Raw genomic sequence first — 24,039 nt, forward strand, 5'->3', positions numbered from 1 at the left:
GGCAGAAACTTGCCGGTGGCCGCCGCGACCGCAGGTCGGATACGTTGGCCGGTTACCGATTTCGCGCGTGGCCGGGATATCCGGCGGTGGCGCCGCGCACCTTTTCGTCCGCGGGCAAGGAGGCGTATCCGGGATGCACGCCGGGGGTCAGGCCGCGAGCGGCGACCAGGCGATCCAGTAGGTCGGCGAGCTGCCGATATTCGTCGTCCGACAGCGCCGCGGTCTGTTCCCGTTCGTGCGCGAAGGCGATCGCGCCGAGCTGGGCGAGGAGTTCGCCCGCCGCCGGCGTGAGATGCAGTTCGTGGTTGCGGCGGTCGGCGGGGCTGCGGCGGCGTTCGATCAAGCCCTTGGTGTCGAGGGGGTCGATGAGGGCGACCACGCGGCTGGGGACGACACCGAGTTCGGCGGCCAGGGAACGCTGACTGCGGCCCGGCTCCGCGGCGATCATCCGCAGGATGCCGACTTCCGGTGGGGTGAGCCCGATTTCGGCGATTCGCTCCGAGAACCGTTGCGTGGCCCGGGCGCCCAGCTGAGCGAGCTGGAAGGCGACCGCGCGCATGGGGCGGGTCGGCTGCGCTCGCCCGGATTCCTCTTGCTTCGCTTCGGCCACGGCGTTATCGTACACGGCAGGCAATCGTTCACAGCAGAGAATGATTCATGCAAGAGAACGGAATCATCCGTCATGTCTGCCGAATCCCCCGCCATTCCGAAGCCCGAGGCACTCGAACCACCCCTGGGCAGCCTCGGCGTCGCCGTCGCCGGACTGTTCGTCGCCGGACTCGTCATCAGCACCGTTCAAGCAGGTGGCAGCCCATTTCCGTCACCCTTCGCGGATGCCGGGGACGCGCTCGCCTACTTCCGCGACCACTCCTCGGCCGTGCGCACCGGCGCGGTGTTGCAGTACGCGAGCGCCATCCCCTTGACCCTCTACACCGCGGCCGCCGCGGCCCGGCTGCGACGGGTCGCCGACGGCTTCGGGCCCACGCTCGCCGCGATCGGCGGCGCGCTCGCTGTCGTCTTCCTGATCTGCTCCGGACTCGTCAGCTGGGCGCTCACCGTGCCCGAGGTGGTGAGCGATCCGGCCCTGGTCCGCGGGTTGCACACGCTCGCGTTCCTGTGCGGCGGCCCGGCCAATGTGATGGCCACCGGCTTGCTCATCGCGGGAATCGCCGTGAGCGCCACGCCGCGACGGCTGCTCGCCCCGTGGCTGATCAGCGCGGGCCTGGTGATCGCGGTGATCGCCCTGTGCACCACCGCGGCGCTGGCCGTCACCGCGGCGGCTTTCCTGCTGCCGATCGCGCGCTTCACCGGCATGGCCTGGTTGATCGCCGCCGGATTCCTGCTTCCCCGTTCGTAATTCACACTCCCAGGAGAAATCCGATGACCACCCCGATGATCACCAAACTGGTGCGGTTCCAGCGGCCCGAACTGTCGCTCCCCTATCTGAACGGCATCGATGACGCCCATGTGGCCGCGCTGTTCGGCCTCGAATCCGACGGATATCGCTCGCTGTGTGAGGAATTCACGACGCAGGCGCGAGCCGCGGCGGCGGATCTGCTGACCGAGGACGCGGTCGCCGAGCAGGTCGACAGGCTCCCGTTCGCCCCCGGCACGCGTGTGGTCGCGCTCGGTGAGAGCAGCACCGCGGATCGCCTGTCCTGGTTCGAGATCCTGCGCCACCTGCTCGAACTACGACGGCCGGGAGACGCGATCACCCTGCTCAATCTGGCGGTCACCGGTGCCACCACCACGAACACCCTGAAAGGCATTGCGGCGCTGGGCTTCCAACGCCCCGACTGGGTCCTGTGCCAGCTCGGCGCGAACGACGCGCAGCGCCTCGGCCCCGACGGGCCCCGCGTGGTCAGCGCCGAGGAGACCACACGCAATCTGGGCGTCCTGCACGACGAAGGGGTGCGGCTCAGCGGCGCGCGCTGGGTCTGGCTCACCCCGACCGACGCGGACGAGTCGCTGATCGCGACCTTCCCGCCGTTCCAGCAGGCCGGAATCAGCTGGCGCGCGGCCGATCACGAGGACACCGCGCGGTCGCTGCGCGAGCGGCCGGAACCGGTGATCGACACGCTCACCGTCACCCGCCCCGGCTCCGGTCATCGGCTCTACGAGCCGGACGGCGTGCACCTCACCCCGGTGGGCCAGGTCGCCGTCGCCCGGGCCGCGGTGTCGGCGCTCGCGGCGATGGCGTGAGGAAAAGCCCATGCGAATGACCATGATCGCCCTCGCTCCCCTGCTGGTCGCGGGCGTGTGCGCGACCCAGCCGACCGCTTCCGCCGCATCCGATGACGCCGTCGCGGTCACCGCTGCCCAGATCGGCGATGCCGCGGTCATCACCGTGCAGGACGGCGTCCTCGCCCTGCGGGATGGCGTGCTCACCATCGCGTCGCCCGGCGGCACCGTGCTCGCCGGAGCCGAAATGTCCTTCCGCGTGGACGATTTCGTCTTCCCGATCGCGGCCGCCATCACCGACCGGACCGCGACGCTGGTCCCCGACCTCGATCCCGCGCACGCCGTCTACGCTCCGGTCGCGCTGCCGTTCGAGGACTCCGCCGGATTCCAGACGCCCTATCAACGCGAGCAGGCCGCCTGGAATCGAATGAACAGCACCATCGGCATGGGCGCGGTCCTGGGCACGCTGGTCGGGGGTGTCGGCGGGGCGGCGGTCGGTTGCGTGCTGGGCGCGGCGGTCGGGGCCACGGTCGCCGCGGCCACCATCGTCGGGCTCTTCGGCCCGTTCCTGCCCGGCGCGGTGGTCGGGTGCCTGGGCGGTGTGGTCGCGATCGGGACGCTGGGCACCATCGCCGGCCAATTGCTGGTGACCGCGCCCGTGGCGGTCCTGGCGGCGGTCCAGTACTTCACCACCATCACCGCTCCCCTCTGACGACCGGGGCGGGTGTGCGGTGTACCTCACAATGTCCGCCCAGCTGAGAGTAGGTGCGGGCGGTCCAGGAAGATGGTGCCCGAGTAACTCGAGTACAAGGAGATTTCGTGGAACGCATTGGCGTGATCGGCGGCGGCACCATGGGTGCCGGTATCGCCGAGGTGGCGGCCCGCGCGGGCGGGTCGGTCCTGATCCTGGAGCGCGACACCCAGGCGGCGGACGCCGCGGTGGAGCGGATCGAGAAGTCGCTGGCGCGCGCGGTGAAGTCCGGGCGGCTCGAGCAGGCCGCGGCCGACGAGGCCCGCGCCCGCATCGCCCTGACCACCTCGATCGACGACTTCGCCGATCGCGAGCTGGTTATCGAGGCCGCGCCGGAGATCGAGTCGCTCAAGGCCGACTTCTTCACCAAGCTCGACGGCATCGTCTCCCCCGAGACCATCCTGGCCACCAACACCTCCTCCATCCCGGTGATCCGGCTGGCCAACGCCACCGCCCACCCGGAGCGCGTGGTCGGCGTCCACTTCTTCAACCCGGTGCCGGTGCTGCCGCTGGTCGAGATCGTGGTCACCCTCAAGACCGACCGCGCCGTGGTCGACAAGGTCACCGGCTACGCCCGCGACGTGCTGGGCAAGCGCACCATCGAGTCCAAGGATCAGGCGGGCTTCATCGTCAACGCCCTGCTGATCCCGTACCTGTGCAGCGCGATCCGCATGTTCGAGACCGGCTTCGCCAGCGCCGAGGACATCGACGAGGGCATGGTCAGCGGCTGCGCCCACCCCATGGGCCCGCTGCGGCTGTGCGACACCGTCGGCCTGGACGTCACCCTCGCGGTCGCCGAGTCGCTGTTCGCCGAGTTCGGTGAGCCGCAGTACGCGCCGCCGGTGCTGCTGCGCCGCATGGTGGACGCGGGCTACCTGGGCCGCAAGACCGGCCGCGGTTTCTACACCTACTGATTCACCCCGAATTCGGCCGCCCGCACTCGAAGTGCGGGCGGCCGTTTCGTGTCCGGCTGTGCGCGAACGAATGACGGTCACGAACTTATCAATTGTCCAACATGGTTGGTTTGTTATGCACTACCCTGACCCGCGATGCGCCGCTGACTTCCTGAAATCTGGTGCAGGAAACAGTGAATCGGTTCCGGAACAGCAAGGAAACAACCGTGCACGCACGCAGCCTCGTCACCGCCCTCGGCGCGTTCGCCGCCGCCGTCACCCTGGCCGCCGGTAACGCGCAGGCCATTCCCGCGCTGGCCGTCGACAGCGCGCGCGAGACCAATGGCAATGCCGTGATCACGGTTTCGTATTTGTGTACCGGACCCGCCGCCGCCCTGTCGGTGACCGTGCGGGCGACGCCCTACCAGGGGTCCGGGGTCAATGGCAGCACCCTCGCACCGGTCGTGTGCGCCGGGCAGCCGCAGCAGGCCACGGTCACGGTCAATCCGGTGCAGCTGTTCGGGGAATCGGCCAAGTTCCAGTCGGGGGCGCTCACCGACGTGACGGTCACCGTGCTGGACCTGACCCTGAATTCGCCGGTCAACACCACCAAGAAGCGGATCGAACACCTCGGCTGAGCGAGACCGGTCGTCAGTACCTAATGACGACAGATTCCCGGTCGCCGCGATCTTCATAACGTTGTCCTCATCAAGTTCACACGAACCGAGGAGAACGACAATGAGTGACATCACCGAACTCGTGCAGCGCTACCTGACCGCCTGGAACACCACCGACGCCGGGCAGCGGGCCGCACTGGTCGCCGAACTGTTCACCGCGGACGCCGAATACACCGACCCGCTGGTGTCGGTGCGCGGGCACGCCGGACTCGACGCCACCATCGCCGCCGTGCAGGCGCAGTTCGCCGGGCTCGAGTTCACCCTCGGCGGGGCCGTGGACGCCAACCACCACATCGCCCGATTCACCTGGCACCTGGGCGCTCCCGGCGCGGAACCGCTGGTGATCGGCTTCGACGTGGCCGCCCTCGCCGCCGACGGACGCATCGAGCGCGTCTACGGCTTCCTCGACCAGGTCCCGGCCGGACTCTGATCCACGACCGGCCGGGCGGGACGCGATACCGCCCGGCCCTCCACCGAAACTTCGGTACGACAAGGGGATTCCCATGTTCTTCACCACTCCCGCCGACGGCACCGCTCTCGCCTACGAGGACTACGGCACCGGCGCACCACTGGTCTTCATCTCCGGCTGGGCCCTGCCCACCGACATGTGGGAGTGCCAGGTGCCCTTCTTCCTCGAGCAGGGCTACCGCTGTGTCCTGCTCGACCGCCGCGGCCACGGCCGTTCGGACCGACCGTCCTCCGGCTACGACACCGACACCCGCGCCGACGATCTCGCCGCACTGCTCGAACACCTGGACCTGCGGGACGCGACCCTGATCGCGCACTCCACCGGCGCGGCGGAAGCCGTCCGGTACCTCGCCCGCCACGGCGCGGACCGGGTATCGCGAATCGCCTTGCTGGGCCCCGCGATTCCGTACCTGCTCCAAACCGAGGACAACCCGATCGGCATTCCCGCCGCGATGATCGACGCCTCCACCGCGGACCTGCGCGCCGACCGCGCCCAGTGGCTGGCCGACCGCGCCCAGGGCTACTTCGCCACCCACCTGGGCACCCGGGTCTCCCCCGCCGCCATCGAGGCCGAGGTGCAGCGCAGCATGAGCTGCTCCCCGATCGCGGCGCTCGAGGTCCAGAAGGCGGTGGCCCGCACCGACCACCGCGCCGACGTCGCCGCACTGACGGTGCCCACCCTGCTGCTGCACGGCCTGCACGACCAATCCATCCCGATCGAGGTCAGCAGCCACCAGGCCGTGCGGCTCTACCCCGCGGCGGTGCTGAAGGAGTACCCGACCGCCGGCCACGGGCTGTACCGCAGCCACGCCGACCAGGTGAACGCCGACCTCCTCGAGTTCGTCAAGGCGTGACGGCGCCGCGATCAATGCAGCTGCGCGGCAATTCCTTTCAACTCGCCGCGGGAAGTCACCCCGAGCTTCGGGTACGCCTTGTACAGGTGGTAGCCGACGGTGCGGTGACTGAGGAACAGCTGGGCCGCGATATCGCGATTGGACAGGCCCTCGGCGGCCAGGCGGACGATCTGCAACTCCTGCGGGGTCAGGCCGGTAGCGGTCGTCCGCGCACCGGAGGGATCGGCGGCGGGAGCGCCCGCCGCCGACAGCTCGTGGCGGGCCCGCTCGGCCCACGGGCGCAGGTCCAGGCGGTCGAAGACCTCGAGCGCCTCGGTCAGGTGGGTGCGGGCCTCGGACTTGCGGCGGGCACGACGCAGCCATTCGCCGTACAGCAGTGCGGTGCGGGCGAATTCGATGGGGCGGGCCTCGCGATCATGGATCGCCAGAGCTCGGATGTAGAGGTCCTCGGCGTGATCGTCGTCGAGCAGAGCGCGGCAGCGCAGTACCAAGGCCTCGGCCCACGGCTGGCCCACCGATTCCGCCCAGCCTGCCAGCTTCGCGAACGGGGCGGCGGCGCGGTCCGGGGCTCCGAGCCGGACGGCGGCCTCGACCAGATCCGGAATCGAGCGGGTGGCGCAGATGTGGTGGCTGAAGGGGACTTTCGTCAAACGCTCGAAGCGGGACAGGGCGGACTCGGCGCGGCCGGCGCCGAGGTCGAGCAAGCCCAGCGACCAGTGCGCCCAGGGCGCGCCGGGGGCGATCGATCCGGGAGTGTCGCCTTCCAGACCGAGGTCGGCGTGCGCACGGCATTCGGCCTCATCGCCGCGCAGGGCGTCGAGATGCGCCAGCACACTGCTGAGTTGGCGCACCCACTGCTGCTGGCCGGTGTCGCGGGCGAGGTCGCGGGCTTCGACGGTGGCGGTGCGCGCGTCGGTCAGGCGGCCGGTGAAGATATCGGCTTCGGCGGCGAAGAACAGTACGGTCGGCAAGCGGCCCGCGGCACCGGCGGCACGGTGCCGGGCCGCCAGGGATACGGCCAGATCGAAGGCGGGGCCGTCCTGGCCGCGGGCCAAGGCCACGCCACACAGGATCAGCAGAACCTGGTCGGAAACCTCACCACGGGAACGGATCTCGGCGAGTGTCTCGGTGAGTGACAGCGGTGTGCCGGGGCCGCTATCGAACAGTCGGCCCAGGAACCGCACGACGGGTGCCACGGCGGGTTCGTCCGTCAGGCGTAGGTCGCCGAGGCGCTTCAGTACCTCGGTCAGTTCCGGCTCACCCAGGTACCAGCCGGTATGGATGGCCTGAACCAGCATTCCCGCGGCCTGCTCCGGATCGTCGGCGGCGATGCTCGCGGCCGCGTCGATCAGCAGCCGATGCGCCTCGGGGAACTCGCCCTGCCAGAACTTGGCCAGGGCCTGAACCTGGGAAAGACCGGCGCGCAACGATTCCGAACTCACCTCCCGGGCGGTGCGGCGGGCCAGCTCTCCGGCCCGCTCGACATCACCCGATTCCAGGGATGCCTGAGCGGCCAGGGCCTGTCGGCGCGTACGGTCCTCGGGCCCATCGCTCAGCCGCGCCGCGCGATCGTAGGCAGCGGCCGCCGCCGTGTGACCGCCACGCTCACGAGCCCGAACGGCGGTGCGCTCCAACGCATCCGCCACCTCGGCATCGGGACCCAGCGCCGCCGACGCCAGATGCCAGGCCCGCCGATCCGACTGTTCCGGCGCATCGAGAGCCTCGGCCAGTGCCCGGTGCGCGGCCAAACGCTGTCCCAGCGGCGCACGTTGGTAGACGGCCGCGCGAATCAGCGGGTGGCGGAAGGTGATCGAGGTCCCGGAGTCGGGGCGCAGCAGATCCGCCGCCTCCGCGGGTGCGAGATCGTCGATCCCCGCGCCCAGGCTCGCCGACGCGCGCAGAATGACGGCGGGTTCACCGGATTCATCCGTGGCGAGCACGGTCAGCAGTGTTCGGGTCGCCTCCGGCAGGCGGCTGATCCGGCCGTGGAAGGCCAGCCGCAGCCGATCGGTCAGCGGCAGCGCGCCCGCGGCGAGATCGGGGGTGGCCTCGGCGGCCATGGCCAGCGGCAGTTCCCGCAGGGCGAGGGGGTTGCCGTGCGCTTCGGCCAGCAGCCGGTAGCGGACGGCCGGGGTGAGATCGTGCTCGTCGAGCAGGGCGGCGGCGGCCTCGGGTGACAGACCGGTCAGTCGCCGCTCGGTCAGGCCGACCGCCTCGAACGTGCCCTCCCCGTCCCGCACGCCGAACACCATCACCACGCCCTCGGCCCGCAGCCGCCGGGCCGCGAACAGCAGCGCGTCCCGTGACGCCCGGTCCAGCCACTGCGCGTCGTCGACGACGACCAGCAGACCCGATCCGTCCGCGTACTCGGTGAGCAGCGACAACACCGCCAGTCCGGTGAGCATGGGTTCGCGACCGCCGGGGCCGAGTCCGAGGGCAGCCGACAAGGCCTCACGCTGCGGGTCCGGCAGGCCGGGCAGCCGATCCAACGCCGGGGACAGGAGTAATTGCAGACCGGCGAACGGCAGTTCCGCCTCCGCCTCCAGGCCGGTGCCGCGCAGCACCCGCAATCCCTCGGCACGCGCGGCGGCGTCCTCCAGCAGCGCGGTCTTGCCGATCCCGGCCTCGCCGCGCACCACCAGGACCGCGCTGCGGCCCTCGCGCGCACCGTCGATCAGCGCGCCGAGCGCCTGTTGCTCCTGCTCGCGTCCACGCAGCGGCGGAAGCTGTTCGGCCACGGTCGTTCTCACACCGTCCATCATGGCGGGTAACAGAACATGCGCCGCCGGGCCGGTGGATACGAGAAAACGTGACCTGCCTCACTTTTCAATCTTTCCGGCCGTCATAAGCACTGGTGAAAGCACATATTCAGCGTCCCGCTCAGCGGTGAGACGGCCGATAATCGGATGAATCCTGTCGGACCCCGCCGGAATACTTGTCGCCGACCGATGAGTTGAGCGATCAGTACCCGTCTGCATCGATGTGGCACCCGGACGGCGATCACCGATTCCGCGGACCACCCACCCCTCGAACACGAACACCCCGGAGGTTTACCGATGCCCGCCGACCTATCCGCGAGCTCGACCAAGCAGCGGACACCAACGGTCATCCGGTTGCTGGTGCTCGCGACATTCACGGTGATCCTCAACGAGACCATCATGATCAACGCGATTCCGCGGCTCATGAACGATCTCCACGTGACCGAGCGGTCCGCGCAGTGGGTGTCCACCGTCTTCATGCTCACCATGGCCGCCGTCATTCCGGTGACCGGCTGGTTCCTGCAGCGGGTCTCCACCCGCCGCGCGTACGCCATCGCCATGGGTGTCTTCCTGGTCGGCACCGCGCTCGCCGCGGTCGCGCCCTCGTTCGCCGTGCTGCTGATCGCGCGCGTCATCCAGGCCGGCGGCACCGCCGTCATGATGCCGCTGCTGATGACCACGCTGATGACCGTGGTTCCCGAGCAGGATCGCGGCCGCGTGATGGGCAATGTCACCCTCGCCATCTCGGTGGCCCCGGCCATGGGACCGGTCATCTCCGGCGCGGTGCTCAACTACGGCTCCTGGCGCTGGCTGTTCGTGCTGGTGCTGCCGATCGCCGGTGCGGTGACCGTGTTCGGTCTGCGCAACCTGGAGAATGTCGGTGAGCCGCAGACCGGTTCGATCGACTGGTTCAGTGTGGTGTTCGCGGGCTTCGGTTTCGGCGGTCTGGTGTACGGCCTGAGCAAGTTCGGTTCCGGCAGCGTCGCGACCCCCGCCCTGTTCGTGGCCGGTGGTCTGGCCCTGGTCGCCATCTTCGTGGTCCGTCAGATCTCGCTGCAGCGCAACGGCACCCCGCTGCTGGACCTGCGCGTCCTGCTGTCGGGCACCTACGCCAAGGCGCTGGTCCTGATGGCCGTGGCCTTCCTGGCCATGATGGGCTCGATGATCCTGCTGCCGCTGTACCTGCAGACCCTGCGGGAACTCACCCCGCTGCAGACCGGTCTGCTGGTCATGCCCGGTGGCCTGGCCATGGGTCTGCTCGGTCCCACCGTGGGCAAGATCTTCGACCGCTTCGGCGGACGGATCCTGGTGATCCCCGGTTCGATCGGCATCACCGCCGCCCTGGTCGGCTTCACCCAGATCTCGCTCACCACGCCCTACGCCGCCCTGGTCGCCCTGCACATCCTGCTGATGGTGTCCCTGGCCGCCGCCTTCACCCCGGTCTTCACCCTCGGCCTGGGCGCGCTCCCCATGCACCTGTACTCCCACGGCAGCTCGATGCTCGGCACCCTCCAGCAGGTGGCCGCCGCCTTCGGCACCGCCCTGGTCATCACGGTCATGACCTCCCGCGCCACCCACCTGGTCGACGGCGGCGAGAACCCGCTCAACGCCCACCTCGACGGCATGCGCCTGGCCTTCCTGGTCTCGGCGGGCCTGGCGCTGGTCGTCATCGTCATGGCGGTCCTGCTCCCCAACCGCTCCGACGCCCCGGCGCACGGCGAGCAGATCCCGGACACCCTGGACGAGCTCGACGACGCCCCGCAGCTGGTCAAGGACTGAATCCCGGCACCGAAAGCGCCCACGGCCGAACGCCGTGGGCGCTTTCGTATACCCGCACCGTGTCGCGGGATCTCGGCATACGATTGGCGAACAGTCGGAGAGACAGGAGCCACCGATGACCAAGTTCCTCGTGCTCTACAAATCCGATCAGTCCGCTCGCGAACAGATCGCGCAGAGCACCCCCGAAGCGCTCGCGGCCGGGATGCAGGCCTGGATGGATTGGGCCGGGCGCGCCGGCGCCGCGCTCGTCGATCTCGGTTCACCCCTCGGACCGGGCTCGGTGAACGCCGATGGCGGGGTCGGCGGCTTCTCGATCCTGCAGGCCGATTCGGCCGGAGACCTCCAGAAGGTCCTGGACGGCCATCCGCACACCGAATCGGGCGGCACCATCGAGGTCTACGAATTCCTCGCCATGCCCGGCATGTGACGCTCGGCCGTTCAGCCGACGGCGCGGCCCGCGCTGCCGGTGACGGCCGCGCGCTCGATCTCGACGGTCACCGTGTCGGGGTCCTCCAGGCTGGTGCAGTGACCCAGGCGGGGTAGTTCGATATAGCGGGGCTGGAATCCGTTGGCGCGCAACCCTTCGGCGATCCTTCGGGAGGCTGAGGGCGGGGTGAGGCGGTCCGCGCCGCCGACCAGGACGTGTCCAGGCCGCGCCGTTCACCGTCGCGCAGGACGCGGAGCACGAAATGGATGGGTACGGTGCGCGCCACAGGCACGAACCTAGCAACCCGCGGCCGGCCCGAGGGTCAGTGCACGCCCTCCATGTGGCGGCTGATCCACGGGGAGAGAGCCCAGACGATGATGCCGACGACGATGGCCACCAGGCCGGTGATGCCGAAGTAGGCGAGCTCGTGGGAGGGGTCGTAGTACTTGGCGAGGACGCCGGACATGGAGGTGCCGATGCCGACCGAGAAGAAGTAGAGGGCCATCATCTGGGCGCGGAAGGCGTTGGGGGCCAGCTTGGTTGTGACCGACAGGCCGATCGGGGACAGCATGAGCTCGGAGACGGCGAAGGCGCCGAGGATGAAGAAGACGATGACGAAGGACACCGACTTGCCCTCGGTGCCGGAGAACAGGGTGAAGAGGAGGAAGGCGGCGCCCATGCCGACGACGCCGAGGGAGAACTTGCGCGGGGTGCTGGGGGCGCGCATGCCGAGGCGGGTCCACATGATGGCGAACAGCGGCGACAGGGCGATGATCCAGACCGGTTCCATCGAGCCGATCCAGTTGGAGGGGGCGGTCCAGCCGAAGATGGACCAGGTCATGCGCTTGTCGGAGTAGGCCGACAGGACCGTGAAGATCTGCTGGAACAGCGACCAGAAGACGGCGTTGGCAATGAAGAGGGGCATGTAGGCGCGGACCCGGGTGCGCTCCACGGGGGTGACCTTGGCGCTGGTCAGCATGATGCCGAAGTAGACGATCGAGGCGGCGGTGATGACGCCGGTGGTGACGTTGGGCAGGTTGGACAGGGTCACCAGCCCGGTGGCGGCGGCGATCGCGACGATCACCGCGAAGGCGGCCAGCACGGCGATCACCTTCGGGATCTCGGTGCGCGGCAACGGGTTCGGGATGTCGCGACCGTGCTCGCCGAGGTTCTTGCGGAAGATGACGTACTGGGTGAGGCCGATCGCCATACCGACCGCCGCGGCGCCGAAGCCGTAGTGGAAGCCGATGTGGTCCTGCAGCAGGCCGGTGATCAGCGGGCCCGCGAAGGCGCCCAGGTTGATGCCCAGATAGAAGAGGGTGAAGCCGCCGTCCGCGCGCGGGTCGTCCTTGTCGTAGAGGGTGCCCAGCAGCGAGGAGGCGTTCGCCTTCAGACCACCCGAACCCAGCGCGACCAGCACCAGACCGACGCCGACACCGGCGAGTCCGGGCAGGATGGCCAGCGCGATGTGACCGGCCATGACGATGACGCCGCCGTAGAAGACGGTCCGCTCGGAACCGAGCAGCCGGTCGGCCACCCACGCGCCCAGCACCGTCGACAGGTAGACCAGACCGCCGTACGCGCCGACGATGCCGAGACCGGTCGACTCGGCCATGCCCAGGCCGCCGTCGGTGGTCGAGTAGTACAGGTAGTAGCCGAGAATGGTGAGCATCCCGTAGAACGAGAACCGTTCCCACAATTCGACGCCGAACAAATTCGCGATACCGATGGGATGGCCGAACAGGGTCCGTTCAGTGGCCGGTTTCGCGTCCTGTGCTACTCCTGACATACCGAGACCCTCCCATATCGGGCAATCTGACAGCAACCTCGCAAGTTAACTTACGTCACATTTTCCCAGGGGAAAGTGAGCCCGACCTCGGCATCGGGCAAATGGCCTTGAAAGCCCTCGAAGAATGTCCTTATGAGGCAATCGAAAGCGCGATGCCATCCAGGATGTCGTGCTCGCTGACAATCAGTTCGGAGATCCCGGCCCGCCGCGCCAGCTCATCCGCCAGCACCTCGGCAACCACCGCGCCACCACCGATCACATCCACCCGGCCGGGGTGCATGGGCCCGAGCGCGGCCCGCTCGTCGTGGTTCATGCCGATCAGCCGATCGCACACCTTGCGCAGGTCCGACAGCGGCATGCGGGTGAGATGCACTCGCTCCGAATCGTATTCGGGCAGATCCAGCGCGACCGCCGCGATCGTGGTCATGGTTCCGGCCACGCCCACCCAGGTGCGCGCCCGCTCCACCGGCACCACGCCGAAGGCCTGCGCCAGCCGCTCGGAGGCGAAGAACCGCGCGGACGCGACCTCCTCGCGGGTGGGCGGATTGCCGTGCAGGCAGCGCTCGGTGATCCGCACGCAACCGATATCGGCCGAATACGCCGACTGCACACCGGCCGCGTCGCCGAGCACCACCTCGGTGGACCCGCCGCCGAGATCAACCACCACGAAAGGCCCTGCGGCACTGGAGAGTTCCCCGACCGCACCCGCGAACGACAGCCGCGCCTCCTCGTCACCGGTGATGACCTCGGCCTGCGCGCCGGTCACCACCCGGCCCAGTTCCTCGCCGGTCATGCCGAAGAAGTCCTCGCGGTTCGAGGCGTCGCGGGTGGCGGAGGTGGCGACCATCCGCACCCGGGTCACCCCGTGCTTCAGCATCAGGTCCACGTAGTCGCGCAGCGCGACCCGGGTCCGTTCGATCGCTTCGGGATTCAGCGCACCGGTGGCGTCGACGCCCTGCCCCAAGCGCACGATCCGCATCTCGCGGTGCACGTCGGTGAGGTGCGGCGCGCCCGCCTCGTCGCGGGTGGCGTCGGCGATCAGTAGACGAATCGAATTGGTGCCGCAGTCGATCGCCGCGATCCGCTCGTGTCCTTCGGCCGCCGTGTCGCCGGCAGCCGCCGAGCTCTGGGCGAATTCCGCATTGCTCATCAATGACCTCTGAATTCGAGTGGTGCCGAACGACTCCGGCGAACGCGCCGGGTCAGGCGTCGCCGGTGGCCGAATCGGTGCGGTACTGGTCGTATTTCGGCCAGTCGGCGGGGATGGCGGTGCCGCGCAGGCCGTGTTCGGCCGCCAGGGCGACGGCCTCGTCACCGAGCGTATTGAGCCCCGGCCCCTTGGCCAAGGAATGAGCGATCAGGACGTGCAGGCACTTCACCCGGTCGGGCATGCCGCCCCCGGCGAAATCGGTGCCCAGGTCCTCGATGGCATTGCGTTCGGCCAGGTAGCTGTCGTACGCGGCACGGTAGGCGGCGGCCAGTTCCGGATCGCGGGTGAGGCGTTCGGACATGTCGCGCATCAGGCCCGTGGTCTCGAGCCGGCTCGCTTCCGCGGTCAGCCGCGGGTCGGTCAGGTAGTACAGGGTCGGGAAGGGCGTGCCGTCGGGCAGCTTGGGCGCGGTCTTCACGACCGCGGGCAGGCCGTCGGGGGTGTGATACGCGATGGCGAGCACGCCGCGCGGAGCCCGGCCCAGTTGCTCGGCGACGATCGCGAGATCGCGCTCGCTGGGTTCGTTCTCGGCTGCGGTCACCTGGGTTGTCCTTCCTCGGACGGTATGGGCGGCGGGGGCGGCGCCGGGGTGGTGGTGGGTGCGGGGGCGGCGACCGGTTGCGGCGACGAGATGCTGCGCCACACCTGCGTGTACCAGGGGTCGGGCTCCCGCGGTTTGGCGGGCTGGGTCGGGATGGCCGGCTGCTCGATCTCGGGGATCTGCACGATGTAGGGGGTGTCCCCCGGCATCACCAGGCGCAGGCGGTCCCGGGCCTCGGCCTTGATGTAGTTCGGATCCTGTTGCTGCGCACGGCGATCACGCAGCACCGAGACTTCCTCTTCCAGCTGATTGTGCTGGGTGGCCAGTTCGGCGGCATCGGTGCGCTGGGTGAAATAGGTGCGCAGCGGGACCGCCAGGGTGAGCGCCAGACCCGCCAGCACCGCGGCCAGCAGGACCGCGCGACCCGTGGACAGGCCCAGGATCTTGCGTTCGTGCCGTTCGGAATTCGCGGCGGACGTGGTGCGGCGCTTGGCCGTGGCCTTGGCCGCGGTCCGGGTCTTGCTCGCGACCTTGGCGGCCGCGCCCGACTTGGATGCCGCGGTGGCGGTTTCGGTCCGCTTCCCGCCCGAGGCGGTCTTGGACCGGGTGGAGCGCGACGGGCGCCGGTCACTTCGTCCCGCAGGACTGGTACCGCGCGCCCGTCGCTCCGTCATCTCACACCTCGAAAGTCAGCTGATCGATTGCCTTCTCAGCCTTCGACTATGTCAGCCTTCGAACGCGAAACGCGGGAAGGCCGCGTCACCGGCGTAGCGCGCCGAGTCGCCCAGGGCGTCCTCGATACGCAGCAGCTGGTTGTACTTGGCGACACGCTCGGAACGAGCCGGGGCGCCGGTCTTGATCTGGCCGGAACCGACGGCCACGGCCAGGTCGGCGATGGTGGTGTCCTCGGTCTCGCCGGACCGGTGGCTCATCATCGTCTTGTAGCCGTTGCGGTGGGCCAGGTCGACCGCGTCCAGGGTCTCGGTCAGGGTGCCGATCTGGTTGACCTTCACCAGCAGCGCGTTGGCCGCGCCCTTGGCGATGCCCTCTTCCAGGCGGTCCGGGTTGGTGACGAACAGGTCGTCGCCGACCAGCTGCACCTTGTCGCCGATCTGGTCGGTCAGCGAGACCCAGCCGTCCCAGTCGTCCTCGGACAGCGGGTCCTCGATCGAGACGATCGGGTAGTTGCCCAGCAGGCCGGCGTAGAAGTCCGACATCTCGGCCGCGGTGTGCAGCTTGCCCTCGAACTTGTAACCCTCACCGGTGGTGTAGAACTCGGTGGCGGCCACGTCGAGCGCCAGCGCGATCTCGCTGCCCAGCTTGAAACCGGCCTTCTCGATCGCGGAGACGATCAGGTCCAGGGCGGCGCGGGTGTTGGCGACCGACGGCGCGAAACCGCCCTCGTCGCCCAGACCGGTGGACAGGCCCTGAGCCTTCAGCACCGACTTCAGGGTGTGGTAGACCTCGGCACCCCAGCGCAGCGACTCCTTGAAGGTCGGCGCGCCGATGGGGGCGATCATGAACTCCTGGACGTCGACGCCGGAGTCGGCGTGCGCGCCACCGTTGAGGATGTTCATCATCGGGACGGGCAGCACGTGGGCGTTCGGGCCGCCGACGTAGCGGAACAGCTCCAGGCCCGAGGACTCGGCGGCGGCGCGGGCCACGGCCAGCGACACGCCGAGCAGGGCGTTCGCACCCAGGCGCGACTTGTCCGGGGTGCCATCCAGATCCAGCAGGGTCTGGTCGACGGTGCGCTGCTCGACGGCGTCGAGACCGATCACGGCCGGGGCGATCTCGTCGAGGACGCCCTCGACGGCCTTCTGCACACCCTTGCCCTGGTAGCGGTCGCCACCGTCACGCAGCTCGACGGCCTCGTGCTCACCGGTGGACGCGCCGGAGGGCACGGCCGCGCGGGTGAGGGTGCCGTCGTCGAGAGCGATCTCGACCTCGACAGTGGGGTTGCCACGAGAATCCAGGATCTCGCGAGCTCCGACCTGTTCGATGATGGCCACGAAACGACACTCCTTCGGCTGCTGACTCGGCAGGTCGCACGGCTATCCCGTGCTGCCGAAAAGCCTAGCAGTGTTGAATTTGCCCCTCCGCTACGCTCCGGGGCAGGTTCGCGGCCCCTGAGGTCTCGATTCTTCCCTCCTCCGCTCCTCCGCTTCGCTCCCCCGCTCCGTCAGTCCAGAATCGAGACGGGCCGCGAACAATATGTGTCAGACGGTGCGGCCCACGCTGTAGGCGGCGGCGCGATACCGGACGGTATTCATGTAGCTGGTGGATTGGTTGTAGGTGAGCAGGGCCTGCTGCCAGCCTGGGGCCGCGGTCAGGTCGCCGCCCATGGCGCAGAGGTAGCGGGCGGCGGTGAGGGCCGCGTCGTCGATGTTGTCGGGATCGATTTTGCCGTCGCCGTTGGCGTCCACGCCCCAGCGCTGCCAGGTCTCGGGGATGAACTGGAACGGGCCCATGGCGCGGGCGTAGACCGGGTTCGCGTCGGTGGCGCCGACATCGAGGATGCGGGCGCGGCCCGGTGAGCCGTCCAGGGCCAGGCCGCGGATCGGGGGCGACACCGTGCCGTCGTCGGCGATGCGGGATCCGGCGTGGGTGCCGTGCTGACTCTCGACGCTGGCGATGCCCGCCAGGGTGGTCCAGCCGATCCCGCACTCGGGCCTGGAGCGGGCCATCACCGCGGCCGCGTACCCGTACGCCTCGAGCGCGAGCACCGGGATGCCGGTCGATTCGCGCTGTTCCTTCGCCCAGTCGCGGAGCTGAATCGCGGTGCGGCCCGGGGCATCCAGATCGATCGCGGGCACCGGCGCCCCCGCTCGGGGCGGCATGTCGTCGGGCACCGGCGTGAGATGGGTTGTCCCGCAACCGGTCAGCACGAGCAGGGCGACAGCCGCGCCCACCAGGCCGGCGCGGGTCAGCGGGGCCCGGAGGCCGGCCATTCGGATACGCACACCGTTCATCATCCAGATGGATCGGCACGCGGGCGAGAAACGTCAACGCGGTTCGCCCGAACGAGACCGATTCGATTACCCTCCGCGCGGGAATCCTATACGCATTCGCTATTTCTACGACACACCCTTAGGTAAGCCTTGCCAAATTAATGCGGGGGCAATACCGTCTTCGGTCGAGCCGAGATCACCATGTCACCGCCCCAGCCAGGAAGGCCCCTCCCTTGGTGAAAAGCGTTCTCTCCGAACGTCACCCGCTCCACCCCGACCACCCCGACCAGCTCGAACGGCGCGACCTGCCGGAATCCGCGACCCGGGCCATCCGCTACCTCGCCGCTGAGATCGCGGTCACAGTGGGCGCCACGCCGGAGATCGCAGCCACCCTCTCGCATCCGGTCCTGTTGCGCCACATCGACGCCAAATACGGCAGGTTGCCCGACGTCGTGCACGAGGCGATGCGCCCGCCCGCCACCGCCGCGGGCGTCGCGGTGATCGGCCGGCTACCGATCGACGAGGACGTGCTCGGCCCGACCCCGTTCAACTGGGAGGAGGCCGCGCGCTGGGCCGGCGAACGCTCGCGGCGAGCCGGGTCGTTCGAACTCGACATCGCCATGCTGCTGCTGGCCCGGTGCGCCGGTGAGCCGTTCGGCTGGCACGGGCAGCAGGCCGGGCGGCTGGTGAACAACATCCTGCCCACCCCCGGCCACGAGCACGAGCAGTCCGGGGCCAGCAGCACCGCGCTGCTCAGCCCGCACACCGAGGACGCCTTCCACCCCGAGCGCGCCAACCTGCTGATGCTGGGCTGCCTGCGCAACCCCGACCGGGTCGCCACCACCGTGTCCTCGATCCGGCAGGTGGAACTCGATGCGGCGCACTGGGACATCCTGCGAGCCGCCCGGCTGCCGATCCTGCCCGACGTCTCCTACGGCGACGACTTCGGCGACCGGACCGCGCCGCCGATCCCCACCGTCGGGGCCGACACCGACGGGCCGACACTGCGTTTCGACCCCGCGTACACCCCGCTCGACCGGGCCGACGACGAATTTCGTTGCGCCTACCAGCATTTGACCAGCGAATTGCATCGCGTAAGTCGCGCGGTCGCTTTGGCTCCCGGCGAGCTATTGCTGGTGGACAATGATTCCGTGGTTCACGGCAGGGTGCCTTTCGCGCCGCGTTACGACGGCAGCGACCGCTGGCTCAAGCGGGTGAATATCCGTCTGCCCCAACGCCGCCGCGCCGCGGCCGAAGCCGACGAGGACGGCTACGGTCAGCGCGTGGTCGCTCCCTTCAGCACGACCAGAGGACAGCGCCCGTGAACTACCGCCCCACCCCACTCCGGGTGCTCAGCCGCAGCGATCTGGCGGATGTCCCGATCAGCCCCGCCGAGGTGGTGCGCGCCGTCGAGGACGCGTATCTCGCACTGGCGGGCGGTGATTCGGACAACCCGCGGAAGCTGAGCGTGGCGCACCCGGACGGCTGGTCGGTCGCGTACGCCATGCTGGGCCGCGACGGCCGCCGCCGGGTGGTGGCGATGAAGACCAGCTACAAGTTCGATCCGCACCACGACCGCTCCAACAAGCGGTACTTCACCACCATCTCGCTCTACGACGACTCCACGGGAACGCCCATCGCGCTGATGGACTGCGCCCGCGTCGGCGCGCTGCGCACACCCGCGGTCTCGGCTCTGCTGGTGCGCGAATGCGTCCGGCCGGGCGCGCGCAGCGCGCTGCTGATCGGCACCGGCACCCAGGGGCGCAACGCGCTGCCCCACCTGCTGGCGGCGAACCCGCAACTGAACCGACTCATGCTCTATGGCACCCACCCCGAAGGCCTGGAAGCCGTGTATCAGCAACTGCTGCACCACCATCCGCACGCGGAGCTGGAGACCGTCGACGACCCCAACGCGGCGGCGCGGGAGGCGGACGTCGTCCTCGCCACCGCGGGTCCGGGCACCCAGGTCGCCATCGACTCCGAGGATCTCGCGCCCGGCTCGACCGTGGTGCTGGTCGGCTACGGCCTGGCCCCCTCCACGCTGGTGCACGCCGACCGCGTGATCGCCACCAGCGCCGAGCAGATGGCGCTCACCGGAACCGATATGGCGGGCCCGGACGGCCGACTACGCCGGGTCGACGCCGAGCTACCCCAGATCCTGGGACATCGCGCCGTCGGCCGAATCTCCGATGACGAACGAATCTTCGTGTACAACAGCGGGCTGGTGCTCACCGATATCGCCGTCGCCCACGCGCTGGCCAATCGCGCCATCGCCGAGGGACGGGGCACCGAGGTTTCGCTCTGGGACTGATCGCCGGAATTGACCGGCTGGATTCGCCTCAGAAATTCACCCGAAACGGTTATTCGCGACATTGATCCAATCGATAACCGCTCGGGTCTAACGTTTCGAACGACACATTCTCATGCATGTTGGCTATCGCCGCGCCCGAGAGGCAGCCCCCGCGCGCCCGAAAGGAAAAATGTCCGCCTCCACCGAGACCGTGGTCGCCCCTCCCGGTATCTCCACCATTACCGCCAGCCCGATGCCCGCGCACCGACACGCCTGGGAACAGGGGCTACTCGACCACCCGGAGGCGCTGCGGCAAATCGCCCGGCAGATCGACGGACCGTTCCACGTCATGTATCCCGACCAGGTCGTGGAGAACATTCGAGGATTCCAGCGGGTATTCACCCGGGCCGGAGTGCGGGGCTCCGTCTACTACGGGAAGAAGGCCAACAAGGCCGACTGCGTCGTCCGCGCCTGCGCCGAGGCCGGCTGCGGCGTCGATGTCGCCAGCGTCGACGAGCTGAACGACGCCCTCCGGGGCGGCATCCCCGGCACCGACCTGATGGTCACCGGACCGGCGAAATCGGATCGGCTGCTCGAACTCGCGACCCGGGCTCGGGCGCTGATCGCGGTCGACGACCTGGACGAGCTCACGCGACTGAGCAAGTTCCCGGAACCGAGCCGGGTCCTGCTGCGCGTGCTGCCGCCGGGCTCCACCAGCCGGTTCGGGCTGACCGAGCCGGAATTGGACCTCGCCCTCACCGACATCGATCGCAACGTTGTCCACCTGCACGGCTTCAGTTTTCACCTCTCCGGCTACGAGGCGGCCCCGCGCGCGGCGCTCACCCACGCGCTGATCGAACGCTGCCGCAAGGCCCGGGTACTCGACCATCCGATCAGCACCATTTCGATCGGCGGCGGCTTCGGCGTGGACTACGTCTCCGGGGACGACTGGGAGGCCTTCCGCAAGGGCGTGAATCCGCGCTGGTTCCACGGTGACCGGGCCCCCGGCGCGGGCTCCTACTACCCGTATCACTGCCCGGTGCCCGGGCCCGCCATGCTCGCCACCATCCTCGGAACCGACGACCTCGCGGACACGCTGCGCGAGACCGGCATTCGGCTGGCGATCGAACCCGGGCGGGCGCTGCTGGACCGCGCGGGCAGCACGGTATTCGGGATCCAGGGCGTCAAAACGCGGTACGCGCACGGCGTCCCGTACGACATTCTCACCGCCAACGGGACCAGCCTCAGCCTTTCCGAACAATGGTTCAACAGTGAATACCTGCCCGACCCGGTGCTGTGGCCGCAACGCCCGGGAAATCTCACCCCGACCTGCGTCGGCGGGTCGTCCTGCCTCGAAGATGACATGCTGAGCTGGCGCCGGATCCCGCTCCCCCGGCCCGCCACCACCGATGATCTGCTCATTTACCCGAATACCGCCGGTTATCAGATGGACAGCAACGAGTCCTCATTTCACGGGCTCCCCATTCCGCCGAAGGTAGTCTTGCGAAGCTCGCCGGATCGACGACAATTCAATTGGCGCCTCGATACCGCTCTCGACGCGTTCTGAACCGTTTTCAGTCACCGCCCCGCGCCCCGCTCCAGCGACCTTCCCGAGGAGAAACACTCGATGCCGGTTATCGCCAGGCGAGTGTCCGAGCTGATCGGCCGGACCCCGCTGTTCGAGCTGGCCGTCAGCCCGGCCACCGGGACACGGCTGTTCCTGAAACTCGAGACCATGAACCCGACCGGGACCGCCAAGATCCGGATGGCCCGGGCCATGGTGCTGGACGCGGAGCGGCGCGGGCAGTTGGGGCCGGGCGGGCACATCATCGAATCGACCTCCGGCAATACGGGTTTGGGGCTGGCGGTGGTCGCGCGCGAACGCGGGTACCGCTTCACCGCGGTGGTCGACCATCACGCGTGCAAGGCCAAGCTGAACGCCATGCGGGCCATGGGCGCGACGCTCGAATTCGTCTCCGACGAGGGTGACGACGGGCTGTCCACCTCCGCGCGGGAGGAGCGGGCGGCGGAGATGGCCGAGCAGACCGGCGCGTACTTCCCGGCGCAGCACGCCAATCCGGCCAACGGCGTCGGATATGTCGCGCTCGCCGGGGAATTGGTGGCCGACCTCGGGCACGTCGACGTGCTGGTCGCGGCGGTCGGGACCGGCGGTTCCCTGTTCGGGACGGCGCGGGGACTGCGGGAGAAGGGTTGTGATCCGCGGCTGATCGGGGTCGAACCGGAAGGGTCCATCGCCTTCGGCGGGCCCGGGCACGACTACTGGCAGTCCGGCACCGGGACGCCGATCGGCGCGGAACCCGGGGTGCACGTGGATCAGGACCTCCATCTGATCGACGAGCGGGACCGGGTGAAGGTGTCGGACGTGGACGCCTTCGCCACCACCCGCGCGCTGGCCGCCCGGCTGGGACTGCTGATCGGCGGGTCGTCGGGCAGCTCGGTGTACGCGGCGCTCACCCGGATCGACGAATTCCCCTGCCACTCCACCGTTGTCGTGATCATCAACGACGACGGCGAGAAGTACCTCGACACCGTCTTCGACGACGAGTGGATGAGCGACCGCGACCTGCTCGACACCGAACGCGAGACCGAGATCGCGCGACTGCTCGAGACCCACCGGCCCGCCGCCCGCCCCGACCCGCGCGAGCGCTCGGCGCTGCGGCACCTGCACTACGCGCTGCCCGACGACTACGCCGTCGAACGCGGCCTCACCGGACGGCCGCTGCGCGACTACGCCGACCAGATGGTGCCCGAGGCCACCCTGATCCACCAGCTGGAACTGGCCGACATGCCCGCCCACGAGATCGGGGAGCTGCTCGCCGCCGGCGACACCGGACTGGTCTGCCTCGCCCTCGACAAGTACCGGCAGCGGCTCGAGGACCAGGCCGCCATGGTCGCGCAACTGCTCTCGAAACTCCGTGGCACCGCGCCCGAACCGCCCGGCACCCACACCATCCTGGTGCCGGACGCCACGCCCGTCGCGGACGCGGCGACCACACCCGCGGACGGGGCAGCCACGACATGATCGGGGCGCTTCGGCAATCCGATGGGCGGCAGCTGACCTCGCTGGCCACGCCCATCGCCCTGACCCAGCTCGCCCAGGTCGCGGTGTCCACCACCAATATCGCGCTGATGGGGACGCTCGGCGTGCGGGAAGTCGCCGCGGGCGGGCTGGCGCTGGTGCTGTTCAACCAGATTCGGACCATGTGCGTCGGGCTGATCACCGGGACCGGGAATCAGGTGGCCACCGTGGTGAGCCGCGCCGAGAAGCAGGGGCGGCGGGCCGAGGCTCTGATCCGGGAGGTGGTGCGGTCGAGTTTCCTGATCGCCACCGTGGCCGGATTGCTCGGCGGCGCACTGCTGATCGGGCTCGGCTGGGCGTTGCGGTGGCTGGGGCAGGACGCCGCGGTGCTGGCGCAGGCGCGGCCGATGATGGTGGCGCTCGCGCCGGGACTGGTGCCGTGCCTGTGGTTCCAGGTGCTGCGGCAGTACACCGTCGGGATGCAACGGCCGCAGGCGCTGCTGCTGGTGACGCTCGGATCGGTGGCGCTGAATCTGGTGCTGGCGCTGACCTTCATGCACGGCTGGGCCGGGCTGCCCGCACTCGGGTTGACGGGTGTCGGCGTGGCGACCTCGCTGGTCTTCCTGATCACCTTCGGGGTGTTCTGGGCGATGGTGCGGCGGGATCCGAAACTGCGTGCGACGCTGCCGGTCCGGATGTGGCCGGTGCACGCGGCGACGGTGCGGGAGGAACTGCGGCTGGGGACGCCGATCGCGCTCACCTACGGGTCCGAGGCGGGCATGTTCTCGGTGCTGGCGCTGGTCATGGGGAGTCTCGGGGCGGCGGCGCTGGCGGCGCACAATGTCGTCTACCAGATCGTGTACATCGTGTTCCAGGTGGCGATCGGGCTCTCGCACGGGGCGTCGATCCTGGTGAGCCGGGCGGTGGCGCGCGACGAGTACTCGCACGCGCGCTCGGTGGCGTGGCTGGCGCTGCGCTACGCGGGACTGATCGCGGCGCTCACCGGCCTGGCGTATGTGCTCGCGCCGGACTGGGTGTTGAAGCCGTTCCTGGCCGACAGTGATTCCGCCACCGTGGCTTTGGCGCACACGCTGCTGCTGATCGCGATCGTGCTGCAGTTCTTCGACGCCGCCCAGAACATCGGGGTGGGGTTGCTGCGCGGGCTCAAGGACACCAAGGCCGGGTTCCGGCTCTCGCTGGTGGGGTATTGGGGTGTGGGATTGCCCACGGCGCTGCTGCTCGCGTTCCCCGTAGGATTGGGCGCGGCCGGGGTCTGGTGGGGACTGACGGCCGGACTGGCCACCACCGCTGTCCTGATGCTGCGTCGCTACTTCAGCCTGCTGCACGCACGTGAGCAGGAACATCCGCGAGTGCTGGCCGGTAGCCTCGGGCATTAGCCCGACACCCAAACCTCACCTTCCCGCAAGCA

22 protein-coding genes and 1 pseudogene are annotated in these 24,039 nt (G+C 69.3%); 14 read left to right on the top strand and 9 right to left on the bottom strand.

From position 1 onward, the window contains the following. Positions 1-52: 52 nt before the first annotated feature. Positions 53-610, bottom strand: coding sequence for a MarR family winged helix-turn-helix transcriptional regulator (locus ACQP06_RS30765; RefSeq protein ID WP_433668280.1), 558 nt, complete (start codon positions 608-610; stop codon positions 53-55). A 72-nt stretch (positions 611-682) separates the two neighbouring features. Between ACQP06_RS30765 and ACQP06_RS30770 the strand changes: the two genes are divergently transcribed. The 7 genes from ACQP06_RS30770 to ACQP06_RS30800 all read left to right on the top strand — a co-directional run bounded on the left by ACQP06_RS30770 (position 683) and on the right by ACQP06_RS30800 (position 5,824). Continuing rightward, complete coding sequence (locus ACQP06_RS30770) at positions 683-1,357, top strand: hypothetical protein (protein WP_433668282.1); 675 nt, start codon at positions 683-685, stop codon at positions 1,355-1,357. Between the two features lie 23 nt (positions 1,358-1,380). Beyond that, complete coding sequence (locus tag ACQP06_RS30775; protein WP_433668284.1) at positions 1,381-2,202, top strand: SGNH/GDSL hydrolase family protein; 822 nt, start codon at positions 1,381-1,383, stop codon at positions 2,200-2,202. 10 nt (positions 2,203-2,212) lie between these two features. Next, the gene (locus ACQP06_RS30780; RefSeq protein WP_433668285.1) at positions 2,213-2,893 is read left to right on the top strand and encodes a hypothetical protein; all 681 of its coding nucleotides are present in this window, start codon (positions 2,213-2,215) and stop codon (positions 2,891-2,893) included. A 107-nt stretch (positions 2,894-3,000) separates the two neighbouring features. Next, positions 3,001-3,846, top strand: coding sequence for a 3-hydroxybutyryl-CoA dehydrogenase (locus ACQP06_RS30785; protein WP_357091916.1), 846 nt, complete (start codon positions 3,001-3,003; stop codon positions 3,844-3,846). 206 nt (positions 3,847-4,052) lie between these two features. Beyond that, entirely contained in the window at positions 4,053-4,463 is a 411-nt protein-coding gene (locus ACQP06_RS30790; protein ID WP_433668286.1) for a hypothetical protein, read from the top strand. Positions 4,464-4,563: 100 nt separating this feature from the next. Then, positions 4,564-4,932 carry a nuclear transport factor 2 family protein gene (locus ACQP06_RS30795; protein WP_379275154.1) on the top strand — a complete coding sequence of 123 codons (369 nt, stop codon included), beginning with the start codon at positions 4,564-4,566 and terminating at the stop codon, positions 4,930-4,932. 73 nt (positions 4,933-5,005) lie between these two features. Continuing rightward, positions 5,006-5,824, top strand: a complete 819-nt coding sequence (locus tag ACQP06_RS30800; RefSeq protein WP_433668288.1) for an alpha/beta fold hydrolase — start codon at positions 5,006-5,008, stop codon at positions 5,822-5,824. 11 nt (positions 5,825-5,835) lie between these two features. On the opposite strand, the gene ACQP06_RS30805 is transcribed toward ACQP06_RS30800, so the two are convergent. Continuing rightward, the gene (locus ACQP06_RS30805; RefSeq protein WP_433668290.1) at positions 5,836-8,574 is read right to left on the bottom strand and encodes an ATP-binding protein; all 2,739 of its coding nucleotides are present in this window, start codon (positions 8,572-8,574) and stop codon (positions 5,836-5,838) included. A 306-nt stretch (positions 8,575-8,880) separates the two neighbouring features. Here ACQP06_RS30805 and ACQP06_RS30810 point away from each other — a divergent pair, with 306 nt between their 5' ends. Together ACQP06_RS30810 and ACQP06_RS30815 are read left to right on the top strand one after the other, a co-directional pair. Further along, complete coding sequence (locus ACQP06_RS30810; protein ID WP_433668292.1) at positions 8,881-10,362, top strand: MDR family MFS transporter; 1,482 nt, start codon at positions 8,881-8,883, stop codon at positions 10,360-10,362. A gap of 115 nt (positions 10,363-10,477) precedes the next feature. After that, a complete protein-coding gene (locus ACQP06_RS30815) occupies positions 10,478-10,789 on the top strand; it encodes a hypothetical protein (protein WP_433668294.1) in 312 nt (103 codons plus the stop codon). An 11-nt stretch (positions 10,790-10,800) separates the two neighbouring features. On the opposite strand, the gene ACQP06_RS30820 is transcribed toward ACQP06_RS30815, so the two are convergent. The 7 genes from ACQP06_RS30820 to ACQP06_RS30850 form a co-directional block, all read right to left on the bottom strand. After that, on the bottom strand, positions 10,801-10,941 hold the full coding sequence (locus tag ACQP06_RS30820; protein WP_433668296.1) for a hypothetical protein: 141 nt from the start codon (positions 10,939-10,941) through the stop codon (positions 10,801-10,803). A 170-nt stretch (positions 10,942-11,111) separates the two neighbouring features. Continuing rightward, positions 11,112-12,578: a peptide MFS transporter gene (locus ACQP06_RS30825; protein WP_433668297.1), complete on the bottom strand. Its 1,467-nt coding sequence runs from the start codon at positions 12,576-12,578 to the stop codon at positions 11,112-11,114. Between the two features lie 130 nt (positions 12,579-12,708). Next, positions 12,709-13,728 (bottom strand): exopolyphosphatase, encoded by a 1,020-nt coding sequence (locus tag ACQP06_RS30830; RefSeq protein ID WP_433668299.1) that lies wholly within the window; start codon positions 13,726-13,728, stop codon positions 12,709-12,711. Between the two features lie 52 nt (positions 13,729-13,780). Beyond that, positions 13,781-14,329, bottom strand: coding sequence for a DUF501 domain-containing protein (locus ACQP06_RS30835; protein WP_357280342.1), 549 nt, complete (start codon positions 14,327-14,329; stop codon positions 13,781-13,783). Further along, a complete protein-coding gene (locus ACQP06_RS30840; protein WP_433668301.1) occupies positions 14,326-15,003 on the bottom strand; it encodes an FtsB family cell division protein in 678 nt (225 codons plus the stop codon). The genes ACQP06_RS30835 and ACQP06_RS30840 overlap by 4 nt, the downstream gene beginning before the upstream one ends. 51 nt (positions 15,004-15,054) lie before the next feature. After that, complete coding sequence (gene eno / locus ACQP06_RS30845) at positions 15,055-16,341, bottom strand: phosphopyruvate hydratase (protein ID WP_357091949.1); 1,287 nt, start codon at positions 16,339-16,341, stop codon at positions 15,055-15,057. A 207-nt stretch (positions 16,342-16,548) separates the two neighbouring features. Beyond that, a complete protein-coding gene (locus ACQP06_RS30850) occupies positions 16,549-17,301 on the bottom strand; it encodes a lytic transglycosylase domain-containing protein (protein WP_433668303.1) in 753 nt (250 codons plus the stop codon). Between the two features lie 215 nt (positions 17,302-17,516). On the opposite strand from ACQP06_RS30850, the gene ACQP06_RS30855 reads away from it, so the two are divergent. The 5 genes and pseudogenes from ACQP06_RS30855 (at position 17,517) to ACQP06_RS30875 (ending at position 24,007) form a co-directional block, all read left to right on the top strand. Beyond that, complete coding sequence (locus tag ACQP06_RS30855; RefSeq protein WP_433673480.1) at positions 17,517-18,605, top strand: TauD/TfdA family dioxygenase; 1,089 nt, start codon at positions 17,517-17,519, stop codon at positions 18,603-18,605. 23 nt (positions 18,606-18,628) lie between these two features. Beyond that, a complete protein-coding gene (locus tag ACQP06_RS30860; RefSeq protein WP_357092372.1) occupies positions 18,629-19,591 on the top strand; it encodes an ornithine cyclodeaminase family protein in 963 nt (320 codons plus the stop codon). A gap of 169 nt (positions 19,592-19,760) precedes the next feature. Next, entirely contained in the window at positions 19,761-21,137 is a 1,377-nt protein-coding gene (locus tag ACQP06_RS30865; protein ID WP_433668305.1) for a Y4yA family PLP-dependent enzyme, read from the top strand. Between the two features lie 60 nt (positions 21,138-21,197). Next, positions 21,198-22,229: pseudogene (locus ACQP06_RS30870) on the top strand (PLP-dependent cysteine synthase family protein); the annotation flags it as partial. A gap of 380 nt (positions 22,230-22,609) precedes the next feature. After that, entirely contained in the window at positions 22,610-24,007 is a 1,398-nt protein-coding gene (locus tag ACQP06_RS30875; RefSeq protein ID WP_433668307.1) for an MATE family efflux transporter, read from the top strand. The last annotated feature ends 32 nt before the right edge of the window (positions 24,008-24,039 follow it).

Source organism: Nocardia sp. CA-136227 (assembly GCF_050955695.1).
Lineage (GTDB): Bacteria > Actinomycetota > Actinomycetes > Mycobacteriales > Mycobacteriaceae > Nocardia.